Consider the following 14639-nt stretch of genomic DNA (forward strand, 5'->3'; position numbering starts at 1 on the left):
TGGGGTTTCCCGGGGCCAACAAGTGAAAGGCCCGGCCATGCTGCTGCTCATCGACAATTATGACAGCTTTACCTACAACTTGGTGCACTATTTTGGCGAGCTGGGCGCCGATGTGAAGGTCTGGCGTAACGATGCGCTCAACGTGCAGGAAGCCATGGGCATGGGCGCCGAGGCGATCGTGCTGTCGCCCGGACCTTGCGACCCCGATCAGGCGGGAATTTGCCTGCCGCTGGTGCTGGCCGCGGCCGAGGCGAAGCTGCCGCTCTTCGGTGTGTGTCTGGGCCATCAGACCATCGGTCAGGCCTTCGGTGGCAAGGTCGTGCGCGCCTCCGAGATCGTGCATGGCAAGATGGGCGAGATCCACCACGAGGGCAAAGGCGTCTTCGCGGGCCTGCCCTCGCCGCTGAAAGCCACGCGCTATCACTCGCTGGTGGTGGAACGCGAGAGCCTGCCCGATTGCCTCGAGGTAACCGCAGAGCTGGAAGACGGCACGATCATGGGGCTGCGCCACCGCGAGCTGCCGATCGAGGGCGTTCAGTTCCACCCTGAATCCATCGCCTCCGAGCACGGGCACGCGATGCTGAAGAATTTCCTGACAGAGGCAGGCGTGAGCCTGAAGGTGCCCGCATGAGCCAGATGAGCGAAGCGATGAAGCCGCTGATTTTCGCGGCCTCCGAAGGCCCTCTGAGCCGCGCGCAGGCCGAGATGGCCTTCGAGATCCTGTTCAACGGCGAAGCCTCGCCCGCGCAAATCGGCGGTCTGCTGATGGCACTGCGGGCGCGCGGGGAATCCGTGTCGGAATATGCCGCCGCCGCCGCCGCGATGCGCGCGAAATGCGTGCCGGTCAAAGCCCCTGAGGGGGCGATCGACATCGTGGGCACCGGTGGCGACGGGATGCACACGCTCAACATCTCTACCGCGACGGCTTTCGTCGTGGCGGGCGCGGGCGTGCCGGTCGCGAAACACGGCAACCGCGCAGCCTCGTCGCGCTCGGGCACGGCGGATGTGCAATCCGAGCTTGGCATCGACGTGATGGCAGGCCCCGAGGCGACCGAACGCGGGCTGGCCGAGGCCAATATCGGCTTCATGATGGCGCAGATCCACCACCCGGCGATGCGCCACGTCATGCCGGTGCGGCTGGAATTGGGCTGCAAGACGATCTTCAACATCCTCGGCCCGTTGACCAACCCCGCGGGCGTCAAGCGCCAGCTGACCGGGGCGTTTGCGCCCGACCTGATCTTCCCGATGGCCGAGACGCTGCAGATGCTGGGCTCCGAGAAGGCGTGGCTCGTGCATGGCTCGGACGGGACCGACGAGATCACCATCTGCGGCACGACCGAGGTGGCGGCGCTGGAGAACGGCCGGATCGAGTCGCTGCAGATCCACCCAGAGGATGCGGGCCTGCCCGTGCATCCGTTCAAGGATCTGGTCGGCGGCACCCCGGCCGAGAACGCGGCCGCCCTGCGCGCGCTGATGGCGGGCGAGGCTTCGGCTTACCGCGATGCGGTGCTGCTGAACGCGGCGGCCGCGCTGGTGGTGGCCGACAAGGTCTCGGACTTGAAAGCCGGGGCCGAGATGGCCGCCGAAAGCATCGACAGCGGAAAGGCAAAAACCGCGCTGGAGACGCTCGCGAAGATCACCCAGGAGGTCGCCGGATGAGCACGATCCTCGACAAGATCAAGGCCTACAAGCTCGAAGAGATCAAAGCGGCCAAGGCCGCGCGCCCGCTTGCGGAGGTCGAGGCTGAGGCCAAGGCGCAGGCCCCCACGCGGGGGTTCGCCGATGCCCTTACCGCCAAGGCCGAAGCCGGTTACGGGCTGATCGCCGAGATCAAGAAGGCCTCGCCCTCGAAAGGGTTGATCCGCCCCGATTTCGATCCGCCCGCGCTGGCGAAAGCCTATGAGCAAGGCGGCGCGGCCTGCCTGTCGGTGCTGACCGACACGCCCTCGTTCCAGGGTGCGCCCGAGTTCCTGACGGCGGCGCGCGCGGCCTGCTCGCTGCCCGCTTTGCGCAAGGATTTCCTCTACGACACCTATCAAGTCGCGGAAGCCCGCGCCTGGGGCGCCGACTGCATCCTGATCATCATGGCCTCGGTCGAGGATGCTCTGGCGGCCGAGCTGGAAGACGCGGCGTTTGGCTGGGGCATGGATGTGCTGGTCGAGGTACATGACGCCGAGGAGACCGAGCGCGCACTCAAGCATCTAAAGTCGCCCCTCGTCGGCGTGAATAACCGCAATCTCAAGACCTTCGAGGTCACTCTTGATGTGACCCGCCAGCTTGCGCCGACGATCCTTGCCGAAGGCCGCGACCTCGTTTGCGAAAGCGGCATCTTCACGCAAGAGGACATGGCCGCGATGGCCGAGGTCGGCGCGCGCCGCTTCCTGATCGGCGAGAGCCTGATGCGGCAGGATGACGTCGCGGGCGCCACCGCAAAGCTGCTGGAGGTCGCATGAGCCTGTCACATTTCGATGATGCGGGTCAGGCCCATATGGTCGATGTCTCCGACAAGGAGGTGACCGATCGTATTGCCGTGGCCGAAGGGCGCGTGGTGATGAAGCCCGAGACGCTGGCCTATGTGCTGCAGGGCACCGCGAAGAAAGGCGACGTGCTGGGCATCGCGCGGATCGCGGGGATAATGGCGGCGAAGAAGACCGCCGATCTGATCCCGCTGTGTCACCCGCTGCCCATCACAAAGGTCACGCTCGATCTGGAGCCCGACGAGAGCCTGCCGGGCGTGAATATCCGCGCGACGGTGAAGACCTCGGGCCAGACGGGCGTCGAGATGGAGGCGCTGACCGCCGTATCGGCAGCGGCGCTGACGGTCTATGACATGCTCAAAGCAGTCGAGAAATCCATGCAGATCGAGGGCATCCGCGTCGTGCTGAAAGACGGCGGCAAGTCCGGGAGATATGAGGCCGAAGGGAGCGCGTCATGAGCTTGCTACCCGTCGAAGAGGCGCTGGAGAAGGTTCTGGCACTGGTCGAACCGCTCGGTACCGAGGTTGTGCCGCTGCGCGCAGCCGTCGGCCGGGTCATGGCCGAGCCCACAACGGCGCGGCTGACCCAGCCCCCGTTCTCGGCCTCGGCGATGGATGGCTACTGGATCGACGTGGCCGATCACCTGCCCGGCGCGGTGCTCAGGGTCGAGGGCGAGGCCGCGGCCGGTCGCGCCTATGCGGGTACGCCCACGCCCGGTCAAGCCGTGCGCATCTTCACCGGCGCACCTGTGCCCGGGCCGAGTGGCGTGGTGGTCTTGCAGGAAAACGTCACCCGCGAGGGCGACATGATTACCCTGCCGCAACAGCTTGAAACCCATGACAATATCCGTCCCCAAGGTCAGGATTTCGCGCAAGGCGAGAGCTTTTGCCCCGAGCGCCCGCTGACGGCGCGCGATCTGGGGCTGCTGGCGGCGATGAATGTCTCGGAAGTCACCGTACGCCGCCGTCCCGTCGTGGCGATCATCGCGACGGGCGACGAACTGGTCATGCCGGGTGAGGAACCTGGCCCGGACCAGATCATCTGCTCCAACAGCTTCATCATCGCGGCGTTGGCCGAGCGCTTGGGCGCCGATGCGCGGATGCTGCCGATCGCACGCGATGACCGTGACAGTCTGCGCACCGTGTTCGAACTGGCGAAAGGCGCGGATCTCGTGGTGACCTCGGGTGGCGCCTCGGTCGGCGCGCATGATTTGGTGGGAGAGGTCGCCGAAGAGCTGGGCCTCGAGCGCAGCTTCTGGAAGATCGCGATGCGCCCGGGTAAGCCGCTGATGGCGGGTCGCATGGGAGACGCGGCAATGCTCGGTCTTCCCGGGAACCCCGTCTCGGCCACGGTCTGCGCCGAACTGTTCCTGCGCCCGATGCTGCGCAAGCTTGCCGGCCTGCCACCCGAGAGCCGGGTGCAGAAAGCCGAACTGGCGACGGATAGCGGACCGACCGGCCCGCGCACGCATTACATGCGCGCCACGCTTGAGCCGGGTCACCCCCTGCCCCGCGTCACGCCCTTCGACAACCAGGACTCGGCGATGCTCAGCATTCTGTCGCAAGCCGATTGCCTGCTGATCCGCCCCTTGGGCGACGGACCCCGCAAAGCTGGGGACACCGTCGAAATTCTGCCGCTGGACTGAGCAAAGCACGCCGAGCGTTGACAGGCGCCGTGAACAAGGGTAGAACAATCCTTGAACATAGGCCCTGATCCGGCAGCGGAGGACCGTGCATGCTGACACGCAAGCAACTGGAATTGCTCGAATTCATTCAGAAACGAATGATGAAGGACGGTGTTCCGCCTTCTTTTGACGAGATGAAAGACGCGCTGGATCTGCGCTCGAAATCGGGCATTCACCGGCTGATCACGGCACTGGAAGAGCGCGGCTTCATTCGTCGCCTCGCCCATCGCGCCCGCGCGATCGAAATCGTGAAGCTGCCCGAGGCCCTGGAAAAGAAGCTCGGCGCGCCTGTGAGCAGCGAAGGCGGCTTCGCGCCGCAGGTGATCAAGGGCGACAAGGTCGACCCGCCGCGCAATGCGATTCCGGTGGAAGCGGTCCACGCGATGGAACTGCCCGTGATGGGCCGGATCGCCGCCGGCGTCCCGATCGAGGCGATCTCTGAAGTGTCGCACCATGTCGCCGTTCCCGGCTCCATGCTGGGCGGACGCGGCGAGCATTATGCACTTGAAGTCAAGGGCGACTCGATGATCGAGGCGGGGATCAACGATGGCGATATCGTGGTGATCCGCGAGCAAGGGTCGGCGCAAAACGGCGATATCGTCGTGGCGCTGGTCGAAGGGCATGAGGCGACGCTGAAGCGGTTCTATCGCCGCAACGGGATGATCGCGCTGGAGGCGGCAAACCCGGCTTACGAGACACGGCTCTTGCGCGACGATCAGGTCCGGGTCCAGGGACGCCTCGTGGGGCTGATCCGCAGCTATTGAGGGCTCGACCCGTCAAGATGAGGGCGTCCTGCGGGGCGCCCTTTTCTGTTGCCGGGGGCCGCGAAGGCGGTGTGCCTTCCTCCGGCGGGGATATTTTTCCAAGTCGAAATTCAGGGGGCCGTCCAGAGGCGGCGGCCCTTGGTCTGGGCGGTGCTGGTGATCCGGCCCAGACTGTCGATCGCGACGGCGCCGGTCTCTCGCAGGCGGTTGATGTCCCACAGCTCGCAGTCCTTTGGGGGCTCGGGCAGGCGCGCGGCGATCACGACGAGGGCGCCTGGCGTGCAAAGGTCGGCCAGACTTGCGGGCGCGGATTTTCCGGTGAGGAGGATCAGCGGCGCGGCGCGGAACTGTGTGAGCCGCGCGGCATCGGGGCCCGTGAAGGCGGGGCGCGCGGCGGCCTCTTCGAGGGAAGCGGCGTCCCCGTCGGCTTCGAGCCAGCGACCGGAAATGAACCCCGCCCCGGGCTTGGCGAGCACGCGGCCATGACCCGTCATCAACCCGATTTGCTGCGCCTCGGGCGCGATCAGGAGTGCAGGACGGTCCGCGGGGGCACGGCTCCAGAGCAGGGTCGCTGCAAGGATCGCGAGCCCACTGAGGCTGCGCCCCGCGCCGCGGGTCAGGATCATGCCGATCACGCCGAGGGCGAGGAGCGGGACCACCGCAGGACCGGGTTGCACGATGGAGATCACCGAGCCCTCGAACCCGCTGACCCAAGTGGCCACGCGCAGGATCCAGCCCGTACCGAGCCCCATCGCCCAGAGCGCAGGCCCCGCAAGCCCAAGCGGCGCGAGGATCGCGGCGAGCACCCCCATCGGCATCACCAGAAGCCCCATCGCGGGCACGGCGAGCAGATTGGCAAGCACGCCATATTCCGAGAGCCGGTGGAACTGCGCCGCCACGATCGGCGCGGTCGCGGCACCGGCGATCAGGGAGGTCGCGACCAGCATCAGGACGGGGCGCAGTGGTCGCGGCAGGCGGCGCGCCGCGCGGGTCCAGGGGCCAAGCGCCACGATCAGCGCGGTCGTCGCGGCGAAGGACATCTGGAAGCCGGGCTCGGTAAGGCTTTCGGGTTTCCAGATCAACAGAAGGCTTGCGGCGAGCGCGACGGTACGCAGGCTCAGGGCGCGGCGATCGACCAACACCGCGCCGAGCATCACGCTCACCATGATCCAGGCGCGCTGGGTCGACACGGCGGGACCGGCAAGCCAGAGATAGGCGCTCGCAGCAATCAGGGCCGCGAGCGCCGCGAGTTTCTTCGTGGGCCAGATCAGCGCGGGGCGGCCGGCCAGCGCGAGCCCGTAACGGACCAGCGCGAAGACAAAGCCGCTCAGCATTCCCATATGCAGCCCCGAAATCGCGATCAGGTGGGCGAGGTTCGAGCGGCGCATCGCCTCGCGCGTGGCTTCGCTCAGCCCAGAGCGATCTCCCGTCATCAGCGCCGCGGCGATCGCGCCGGGCTGACCTGAAATGCGCTCCTGGATCGCTTGTGAGAGGCCCATTCTGGTCCGATGGGCGGCAAGCGCCCAGTCGCCCGGATCGGGAGGGGCTGCGCGCAAGAGGGGGCTGCGCGTGTAGCCCACCGCGCCCAGTTGGTCGAACCAGGCGGAGCGGCGGAAATCATAGGCATCGGGCGCGGCAGGCGGCGGCGGCGGGGAGAGATGCGCACTCATCATCACCTGTGCGCCGGGCTCGAGCGTCGCAGGCACAGCGCCGTGGAGTGTCACACGGACCCTTGCCGGCGTGCGCGCAGGGCTGACGCGGTCGAGGCGCACGGTATCGAGGGTCACGCGGATCCGGTCGGAGGCCGCGCGGTCGATCATAACGACCCGGCCCGTCACCGGCCCGTAATAGCGAAACGAAAGCACCGGCGCCGCGACGCTCTGGGCGCGCAGCCCGGCCAGTAGAAAACCGAGGGCTGCAAGCATCACCAGCGCCGCCGGGAAGCGCATCGGCACCGGCGCGCGCAGGGCGAGTGCCGCGGATAGGAGCCCGAACAAGACGGCAAGAGAATAGTCCGCGAAACCCGGCTCTGTCAGGCGGGAGAAATAGAGGCCGACACCCGCACTCAATGCCACCGGCATCCAGAGGAACAGCTGCAGCCGCGCTCGCGACAGCGCGCCGAGCGGATCCTCGATCCCGCCGAGGCACGCACGCAGCCAAGCTGGCCGACGCGGGGCTGTCGGCGGCTGTTCCGCCCAATCAGGCGCCTGCGCATCCCACGCCATGCTTGTCCTCGGGCCCGTCCCTGCTTATGCATCCACGCGAGACAGCCTATGCGCGTCATGGTTTCCGAAAGGTTAATGCAGGCCCCGAGCGCCCTGCGAAGAAAGGCCCCCGATGTCCGATCAGATCGTCACCCGTTTCGCCCCCTCGCCCACTGGCTACCTGCATATCGGCGGCGCGCGCACGGCGCTGTTCAACTGGCTTTACGCGCGCGGGCGCGGGGGCAAGTTCCTGCTGCGCATCGAGGATACCGACCGCGAGCGCTCGACCCCGGAGGCCACGGCGGCGATCTTGCAGGGGCTCGACTGGCTCGGGCTCGATTTCGACGGCGACGTCGTGAGCCAGTTCGAAGGGGCCGCGCGCCATGCCGAGGTGGCCCATCAGATGCTTGAGACGGGTCGCGCCTATAAGTGTTTCTCCACCCAGGAGGAGATCGCGGCCTTCCGCGAGCAGCCCGAGAACAAGGGCAAGATGTTTCCCTCGCCCTGGCGCGATGCCGACCCGTCGAGCTATCCCGACGCTCCTTATGTGATCCGCCTCAAGGCCCCGCGCGAGGGCGAGACTGTGATCGCGGATGCCGTTCAGGGGGATGTGACGATCCGCAACGATCAGCTCGATGACATGATCTGTTTACGTTCGGATGGCACACCCACCTATATGCTGGCCGTTGTCGTCGATGACCATGATATGGGCGTGACCCATGTGATCCGGGGAGATGACCACCTGGTCAATGCCGCCCGTCAGATCCAGGTCTATGATGCGATGGGCTGGGACGTTCCCACGTTTGCGCATATTCCGCTGATCCACGGTCCCGACGGCAAGAAACTGTCGAAACGCCATGGCGCGGTCGGTCTTGAGCAGTATCAGGCGATGGGCTATCCGGCGAGCGGCATGCGCAACTACCTCGCACGGCTCGGCTGGAGCCACGGGGATGATGAATTCTTCACCGACGAGCAGGCCAAGGAATGGTTCGATCTCTCGGGGATCGGCAAATCGCCCGCACGGCTCGACTTCAAGAAACTCGAAAACATCTGCGGCCAGCATATCGCGATCACCGAAGATGCCCAATTACTGAGCGAAATCGAGGGTTATCTCGCAGCCGCAGAAAAGCCCGCACTCGATGCCGCACAGAAAGATGCGCTTCTGCGCACCCTTCCATTCATCAAGGGATCGGTAAAAATCTTGCCGCAACTCCTTGAAAAATCGCACTTCTCCCTGACCCATCGCCCTATCGAGGTCGAGGAGAAGGCGGCGAAGGCGCTGGATGATGTATCCCGTGGTATACTGAGTGAATTGACCTTTGCGCTGCAACGCGCTAATTGGTCGCGGGAAGAACTGGAGGCTGCCGTCGGGCAGGTCGCGGAAGCGCATGGATTGGGGCTTGGAAAGGTCGCGGGTCCGATGCGAGCGGCTCTGGCCGGGCGTGCTGCCACTCCCAGCGTATTCGATATGATGCTCGTTCTGGGCCGGGAGGAGACTCTGGCTCGACTCGACGATCAGGCGGCCTGAGGCCTGGCCGCCCTCTCCGGGCCTGACCCGGACGCGACATCCCGGCGCGGCCCAGCCGGACGATTGAAAGGGATTTTACATGGCAGAAAACCAGAAGACCGCCACGCTTTCGCTTGACGGCACGACCTATGAGCTTCCCGTGCTCTCGCCCAGCGCCGGTCCTGACGTGATCGACATCCGCAAGCTCTATGGTCAGGCCGATGTCTTCACCTATGACCCGGGCTTCACCTCGACCGCGTCGTGCGAATCGAAGATCACCTATATCGACGGCGACAAGGGCGAGCTTCTCTATCGCGGCTATCCGATCGACCAGCTGGCCGAGAAGTCGCACTATCTCGAAGTCTGCTACCTGCTGCTCTACGGGGAACTGCCGACCCGCGCGCAGATGGAAGATTTCGAATACCGGATCACCCGCCACACGATGATCCACGAGCAGATCCACAACTTCTTCCGCGGTTTCCGTCGTGACAGCCACCCGATGGCGACGATGGTGGGTGTCGTGGGCGCGATGTCGGCTTTCTATCACGACAGCCTCGACATCAACGATCCCTGGCAGCGCGAAGTCGCCTCGATGCGCCTCATCGCGAAACTGCCGACGATCGCCGCGATGGCCTACAAGTATTCGATCGGTCAGCCCTTCGTTTATCCGCGCAACGATCTGAGCTACGCCGAGAACTTCCTTAACATGTGCTTCTCGGTACCGGCGGAACCCTACAAGGTCGAGCCCGCGCTCGCGAAGGCGATGGACCGTATCTTCACGCTTCACGCCGATCACGAACAGAACGCCTCGACCTCGACCGTGCGTCTGGCAGGCTCCTCGGGGGCGAACCCGTTCGCCTGTATCGCAGCCGGCATCGCCTGCCTCTGGGGTCCGGCCCATGGCGGCGCCAACCAGGCCTGCCTCGAGATGCTTCGCGAGATCGGCACCGTCGACAAGATCCCGGAATACATCAAGCGCGCCAAGGACAAGGACGATCCCTTCCGCCTGATGGGCTTCGGTCACCGCGTCTACAAGAACTTCGATCCGCGCGCGAAGGTGATGAAGGAATCGGCCGACGAGGTGCTCGACCTGCTCGGCATCCATAACAACCCGACGCTTCAGGTCGCCAAGGAACTCGAGAAGATCGCTCTGGAGGACGAGTATTTCGTCTCGAAGAAGCTCTATCCGAACGTGGACTTCTACTCGGGCATCATCCTCGAGGCGATGGGTTTCCCGACCTCGATGTTCACCCCGATCTTCGCGCTCTCGCGCACCGTGGGCTGGATCTCGCAGTGGAAAGAGATGATCGAAGACCCGACCAACAAGATCGGTCGCCCGCGTCAGCTCTATACCGGCGCGACCTTCCGCGACTACGTGGGCGTGGACGCGCGCTGATCTGCGCTGACCGACATGCGCGGGCCGGAGGTAAACCTCCGGCCCGTTCGCTTATGAAGAGGTCGCGGAAAGGGGCGCTGCCCCTCGCGCGCCGGGGCGCGCTCTCCCCGAGATATTTGGATCAAGAAGAAGAACCATGCGCGAGCGCCTGAAATACCGCCCCCATCATTTTCTCTGCTCGCTGGGTTTCGAGGGAAAAGGGTATTCCGAAGACTTCACCGCGAATATGAGCGCGATCGTGGAGGGGACACTGCGGCGCGCGGACGGGGTGGAGGTCGAGATCGAAGTGGTCGGGGCCGCCGATGACATCTGCGCGCCCTGCCCTTCACGGCGCGGCGCGCTGTGTGTGGCCCAGGACAGGATCGCACAGCTTGACGCTGCGCATGGGCACGCGCTCGGGATCGCGCCGGGGGATGTGTTGCGCTGGGGCGAGGCGCTGGAGCGGATCGCCGCCCTGCCCGAAGGGGCGCTGGAGGAAATTTGCGCCGGTTGCCAGTGGCTTGCCGGAGGCATGTGCGCAAAGGCCCTGGCGCGGCTCAAGGCGGAACGCTAGCGCGTAGCGGCGAATCCTGCGGGCTGGTGTCGCAGCGTGCAACGGAGCGCTTGCGCGGGACCACGGGCGGTGGCAAAACCCGCGCCATGAGCACCGATCAGATCCAAGACCCTTCTCAGGGCAAGAAACTCGCCCTTGTCACCGGCGCCTCGCGGGGCCTCGGTGCGGCGATCGCCGAGGCACTGGCCGCCGATGGCTGGCATATCATGGCCGTCGCCAAGACTTCGGGCGCGCTCGAAGAACTCGACGACCGGATCCAGTCGGCGGGCGGCAGCGCCTCGCTGGGCCCGCTCGATGTAGCCGAGCCCGAGCAGATGGCGCATCTGGCGCAATCCGTGGGCGCGCGTTGGGGCGGCGTCGATCTCTGGGTGCATACCGCAATCCATGCTGCGCCCTTGTGCCCGGCGGGCCATATCGACGCCAAGGAGCTTGCGAAATCGACCGCGGTGAACATGACCGCCACGGCGCAGCTGATCGGGCTGATCGAGCCGCTGCTGATCGCACGAAAGGGCACTGCGCTCTTTTTCGACGATAACCGCGCGGGGCAGAAATTCTTCAGCGTCTACGGCGCAACGAAAGCCGCGCAAATGGCGATGGTGCGCAGCTGGCAGGCGGAGACCGCCAAGGTCGGGCCACGCGTCGTCATCGCCGAGCCCAAACCGATGGCGACCGCACTGCGCGGGCGGTTCTTCCCGGGCGAGGATCGCTCGGTGCTGGCCGATCGTCACGACGAGGCGCGCCGCATCCTCGCGGCACTCTGATCCGTCCCTCCTGATCCCGCCCCTGCGGCGCTTTGGCGACACTCGCGCGCGGCGGCGCGGGTCCGCTTTACCCTTGCGCGCCCTCGCGTTAAGCATCGGGTAGAACGGCAGGACAGCGGGGGCGGAATGCGTATTCTCATCACCAATGACGACGGGATCGACGCGCCGGGCCTTTCGGTTCTGAGCGAGATCGCGGAAGAGATCGCGGGACCCGATGGCGAGGTCTGGACCGTGGCGCCCGCCTTCGAGCAATCGGGCGTCGGTCATTGCATCTCCTATACCCACCCGATGATGATCTCGAAGCTCTCCGAGCGGCGTTTCGCGGCCGAGGGCAGCCCCGCTGACTGCGTGATGGCGGGGCTTTACGACGTGCTCGAGGGCCAGCGCCCCGATCTGGTGCTCTCGGGGGTCAACCGGGGCAACAACTCGGCCGATAATGCGCTCTATTCCGGCACGTTGGGTGGCGCGATGGAGGCCGCGCTGCAAGGTGTTCCGGCCATCGCGATGTCGCAATTCCTCGGGCCGGAAGTGTTCAACGCCCCCGACATGTTCGAGGCTGCGCGCGTGCATGGCGCCGCTCTGGTGCGACGTCTTCTGGAAAACGGGATCTGGGACGACGGCGATTACCGCGTCTTCTACAATGTGAATTTCCCGCCCGTCCTCGCGGCGGATGTGAAGGGGCACAAGGTGGCAGCCCAGGGCTTCCGCAAGGATTGCTATTTCTCGACCGAGGCGCATCACGCGCCTTCGGGGCGGCGGTTCCTGTGGATCAAGGGCGGACCGCAGCATACCCCCACCCAGCCGGGAACCGACGCGGCGGTGAACCTCGATGGCTACATCTCGGTCACGCCGATGCGGGCGGATCTGACCGCCCATGACGTTCTGGCCGATCTGGAGGCCCGTCTGGGATGAGCGAGGAGCCGTCGCAGGAGGATCAGGCCGAGCGCAAGATGCGTTTCCTCTTTGCGCTGCGCTCAAAGGGGGTCACCGATGCGCGCACCCTCTCGGCAATGGAACAGATCGATCGCGGGCGCTTCGTGCGCGGGCTCTTTGCCGATCGCGCCTATGAGGACATGCCGCTTCCCATCGCCTGTGGCCAGACGATCAGCCAGCCCTCTGTGGTGGGGCTGATGACCCAGGCCTTGCAGGCGGGACCGCGCGACACCGTGCTCGAGATCGGCACCGGCTCGGGCTATCAGGCGGCGATTCTGAGCCTGCTTGCCCGCCGGATCTACACGGTCGACCGCCACCGCCGACTGGTGCGCGAGGCCGAGGCGGTGTTCTCGGCCCTCGGTCTGCCCAATATCGTGGCGGTTGCGGGCGACGGATCACGTGGGATGCCCGACCAGGCGCCTTTCGATAGAATCATCGTGACCGCGGCGGCCGAAGACCCGCCGGGGCCGCTCTTGGCCCAGCTCAAGATCGGGGGTATCATGATTTTACCCGTGGGCCAGTCGGACACGGTGCAGAGCCTGATCCGGGTGCGCCGGCTCGAGACAGGTTTCGATTACGAAGAGTTGCGCCCGGTGCGGTTCGTCCCTCTCGTCGAGGGTATGGCGAGCGATTGAGTGGCAGGTAGCGAAGGGTCCTCCAGAGGCCCGAAGACAGTGAGGACTGAGCGGATGGCATCGAATTTTTCCCGGATGCGGCTGATCGTGGTCGGAGGCGTTGCGCTGACGGCGTTGGCCGCGTGTAACCCCAACGGGTTCGACATGGATCTGCGCGGCTATGGCAATAACGGCGGGCTCGACACGTCCGCCGCCGCCCAGCAGGCCGTGCAGGATCGCCCGCGCCCCGATGCGCGGGGCATCATCACCTATCCCAATTACCAGGTCGTCGTGGCCCGGCGCGGCGACACAGTGACAAGCATCGCGCAACGCATCGGTGCCGATCCGGCATCGCTCGCGCGCTACAACGCCATAGCGCCCAACGCGACGCTCGGCGCGGGCGAGGTTCTGGCATTGCCGAACAAGGTCACGAGTGGCGCCACTGCGGGCAATCCCGGTGCGCTCACCTCCGAGACCATCGACATCACCTCGCTCGCCTCGAATGCGATCGACAAGGCGCAGGCCAACCAGCCCGCGACGGCCGCCGCGCCGAAGGCAGCCGCGCCGGTCACCGCGCCCGAGCCGACCCGCCACAAGGTCGCGCGTGGCGAGACCGCCTATTCGATCGCGCGCTATTACAGCGTTCCGGTCAAGGCGTTGGCGGAATGGAACGGTCTGCCCAATGATCTGAGCGTGCGCGAAGGTCAGGTGCTGATGATCCCGGTCGCGGCGAACCGCCAGCCCGCGCGGGTCGAGACCGCGACCTCGACCACCGCGCCGGGGACTGGCTCGCCCACGCCGGTTCCGCCCTCGGCGACCGAACCGCTGCCCAGCCAGTCCCCGCCCAAGGCCTCCGAGCCGGTGAAGACGACCGCTGCCCCCGATCTGGGCGCCGAACGCACAAAGGCCTCGGACAACGCACAGCTGATGATGCCGGTCTCGGGCGCGATCATCCGCCCCTACAAGAAGGGCAAGAACGACGGGATCGACATCTCCGCCGCGCCCGGTACCGGGGTCAAGGCGGCCGAAGGTGGTTCGGTCCTGCTGATCAGCCAGGACACCGACGATGTCTCCTTCCTCGCGATCAAACATGCCGACGGGCTGGTGACGGTCTATTACAACGTGACCGGCATCACCGTGTCGAAAGGCGCCAGCGTGAAGCGCGGGCAGACCATCGCGAAGATCGCTCCCGGCGATCCGGGCTATCTGCATTTCGAAGTTCGCAAGGGGATCGATTCGGTCGACCCGATGCCCTACCTGAACTGATACGGTGCGCGGGCTGGCCCAATCGTCAGCCCGCGCATCGCTCTGCCGCCTACTCCGCGACCGGTGCGAGAAGCAGGCAGCTTTCACTGTTGAGAACGCCCGGAATTTCCCGGATATCCCGCAACGCCCGGTCGAACTCTCCCAGCGTTTCGGCGCGGATCTCGGCCACCAGATCCCAGTTTCCATTCGTCGCATAGACAGTCGCCACCTCGGGGATGCGGTGCAGCGCGCGGATCACCGCGCGCGACATCTTGCCCTGCAACTCGACCATCGTGATTGCGCGCACCTGCCCCTCGACATCCGTCTCGGTCTCGATGGTGAAGCGGCGGATCTGGCCAGAGGCGACCAGTGCCTCCAGCCGCGTGCGCGCTGTGGTGCGAGACACCCCCACCCTCAGCGCCAGATCGGTCACAGAGAGCCGCGCATCCGAGCGCAGCGCGGCGATGATCGCCCGGTCCGTGTCGTCGAGCTGCATGAAAC

15 protein-coding genes are annotated in these 14639 nt (G+C 65.9%); 13 read left to right on the plus strand and 2 right to left on the minus strand.

From position 1 onward, the window contains the following. Positions 1-37: 37 nt before the first annotated feature. The 6 genes from BMI90_RS09000 to lexA all read left to right on the plus strand — a co-directional run bounded on the left by BMI90_RS09000 (position 38) and on the right by lexA (position 4925). Positions 38-631 (plus strand): aminodeoxychorismate/anthranilate synthase component II, encoded by a 594-nt coding sequence (locus tag BMI90_RS09000; protein ID WP_078528491.1) that lies wholly within the window; start codon positions 38-40, stop codon positions 629-631. 5 nt (positions 632-636) lie between these two features. Then, positions 637-1659 (plus strand): anthranilate phosphoribosyltransferase, encoded by a 1023-nt coding sequence (gene trpD, locus BMI90_RS09005; RefSeq protein WP_078529004.1) that lies wholly within the window; start codon positions 637-639, stop codon positions 1657-1659. Next, a complete protein-coding gene (gene trpC, locus BMI90_RS09010; protein ID WP_078528494.1) occupies positions 1656-2453 on the plus strand; it encodes an indole-3-glycerol phosphate synthase TrpC in 798 nt (265 codons plus the stop codon). Before trpD ends, trpC begins: the two co-directional genes overlap by 4 nt. Continuing rightward, positions 2450-2935, plus strand: coding sequence for a cyclic pyranopterin monophosphate synthase MoaC (gene moaC / locus BMI90_RS09015; RefSeq protein ID WP_078528498.1), 486 nt, complete (start codon positions 2450-2452; stop codon positions 2933-2935). The genes trpC and moaC overlap by 4 nt, the downstream gene beginning before the upstream one ends. A 2-nt stretch (positions 2936-2937) precedes the next feature. Then, positions 2938-4122: a gephyrin-like molybdotransferase Glp gene (gene glp / locus BMI90_RS09020; RefSeq protein ID WP_078529006.1), complete on the plus strand. Its 1185-nt coding sequence runs from the start codon at positions 2938-2940 to the stop codon at positions 4120-4122. A gap of 89 nt (positions 4123-4211) precedes the next feature. Next, positions 4212-4925, plus strand: coding sequence for a transcriptional repressor LexA (gene lexA / locus BMI90_RS09025; RefSeq protein ID WP_078528502.1), 714 nt, complete (start codon positions 4212-4214; stop codon positions 4923-4925). Between the two features lie 110 nt (positions 4926-5035). Here lexA and BMI90_RS09030 read toward each other — a convergent pair whose 3' ends face one another. Further along, on the minus strand, positions 5036-7150 hold the full coding sequence (locus tag BMI90_RS09030; RefSeq protein ID WP_078528505.1) for a ComEC/Rec2 family competence protein: 2115 nt from the start codon (positions 7148-7150) through the stop codon (positions 5036-5038). 112 nt (positions 7151-7262) lie between these two features. Between BMI90_RS09030 and gltX the strand changes: the two genes are divergently transcribed. The 7 genes from gltX to BMI90_RS09065 all read left to right on the plus strand — a co-directional run bounded on the left by gltX (position 7263) and on the right by BMI90_RS09065 (position 14159). Further along, positions 7263-8657 carry a glutamate--tRNA ligase gene (gene gltX, locus BMI90_RS09035; protein ID WP_078528508.1) on the plus strand — a complete coding sequence of 465 codons (1395 nt, stop codon included), beginning with the start codon at positions 7263-7265 and terminating at the stop codon, positions 8655-8657. A 79-nt stretch (positions 8658-8736) separates the two neighbouring features. Next, complete coding sequence (gene gltA, locus BMI90_RS09040) at positions 8737-10032, plus strand: citrate synthase (RefSeq protein ID WP_078528511.1); 1296 nt, start codon at positions 8737-8739, stop codon at positions 10030-10032. A gap of 136 nt (positions 10033-10168) precedes the next feature. Further along, entirely contained in the window at positions 10169-10585 is a 417-nt protein-coding gene (locus tag BMI90_RS09045) for a DUF1284 domain-containing protein (protein ID WP_078528514.1), read from the plus strand. 86 nt (positions 10586-10671) lie between these two features. After that, positions 10672-11346 (plus strand): SDR family oxidoreductase, encoded by a 675-nt coding sequence (locus BMI90_RS09050; RefSeq protein WP_078529008.1) that lies wholly within the window; start codon positions 10672-10674, stop codon positions 11344-11346. 126 nt (positions 11347-11472) lie between these two features. After that, a complete protein-coding gene (surE, locus tag BMI90_RS09055) occupies positions 11473-12258 on the plus strand; it encodes a 5'/3'-nucleotidase SurE (protein ID WP_078528517.1) in 786 nt (261 codons plus the stop codon). Next, positions 12255-12914 (plus strand): protein-L-isoaspartate(D-aspartate) O-methyltransferase, encoded by a 660-nt coding sequence (locus tag BMI90_RS09060; protein WP_078528520.1) that lies wholly within the window; start codon positions 12255-12257, stop codon positions 12912-12914. Before surE ends, BMI90_RS09060 begins: the two co-directional genes overlap by 4 nt. Before the next feature lie 54 nt (positions 12915-12968). Beyond that, on the plus strand, positions 12969-14159 hold the full coding sequence (locus BMI90_RS09065; RefSeq protein ID WP_078528523.1) for a LysM peptidoglycan-binding domain-containing protein: 1191 nt from the start codon (positions 12969-12971) through the stop codon (positions 14157-14159). Between the two features lie 49 nt (positions 14160-14208). Here BMI90_RS09065 and BMI90_RS09070 read toward each other — a convergent pair whose 3' ends face one another. Next, a complete protein-coding gene (locus tag BMI90_RS09070) occupies positions 14209-14634 on the minus strand; it encodes an Lrp/AsnC family transcriptional regulator (protein WP_078528526.1) in 426 nt (141 codons plus the stop codon). Between the last annotated feature and the right edge of the window lie 5 nt (positions 14635-14639).

The sequence above is a fragment of the Thioclava sp. L04-15 genome, from assembly GCF_002020275.1.
Lineage (GTDB): Bacteria > Pseudomonadota > Alphaproteobacteria > Rhodobacterales > Rhodobacteraceae > Thioclava > Thioclava marina.

Coding starts and splice junctions, on each gene's coding strand:
- BMI90_RS09030 (WP_078528505.1), bottom strand. CDS start 7,150: ATGGCGTGGGATGCGCAGGCGCCTGATTGGGCGGAACAGCCGCCGACA.
- gltA (WP_078528511.1), top strand. CDS start 8,737: ATGGCAGAAAACCAGAAGACCGCCACGCTTTCGCTTGACGGCACGACC.
- BMI90_RS09065 (WP_078528523.1), top strand. CDS start 12,969: ATGGCATCGAATTTTTCCCGGATGCGGCTGATCGTGGTCGGAGGCGTT.
- moaC (WP_078528498.1), top strand. CDS start 2,450: ATGAGCCTGTCACATTTCGATGATGCGGGTCAGGCCCATATGGTCGAT.
- BMI90_RS09060 (WP_078528520.1), top strand. CDS start 12,255: ATGAGCGAGGAGCCGTCGCAGGAGGATCAGGCCGAGCGCAAGATGCGT.
- trpC (WP_078528494.1), top strand. CDS start 1,656: ATGAGCACGATCCTCGACAAGATCAAGGCCTACAAGCTCGAAGAGATC.
- BMI90_RS09000 (WP_078528491.1), top strand. CDS start 38: ATGCTGCTGCTCATCGACAATTATGACAGCTTTACCTACAACTTGGTG.
- BMI90_RS09050 (WP_078529008.1), top strand. CDS start 10,672: ATGAGCACCGATCAGATCCAAGACCCTTCTCAGGGCAAGAAACTCGCC.
- BMI90_RS09045 (WP_078528514.1), top strand. CDS start 10,169: ATGCGCGAGCGCCTGAAATACCGCCCCCATCATTTTCTCTGCTCGCTG.
- BMI90_RS09070 (WP_078528526.1), bottom strand. CDS start 14,634: ATGCAGCTCGACGACACGGACCGGGCGATCATCGCCGCGCTGCGCTCG.
- trpD (WP_078529004.1), top strand. CDS start 637: ATGAGCGAAGCGATGAAGCCGCTGATTTTCGCGGCCTCCGAAGGCCCT.
- surE (WP_078528517.1), top strand. CDS start 11,473: ATGCGTATTCTCATCACCAATGACGACGGGATCGACGCGCCGGGCCTT.
- gltX (WP_078528508.1), top strand. CDS start 7,263: ATGTCCGATCAGATCGTCACCCGTTTCGCCCCCTCGCCCACTGGCTAC.
- lexA (WP_078528502.1), top strand. CDS start 4,212: ATGCTGACACGCAAGCAACTGGAATTGCTCGAATTCATTCAGAAACGA.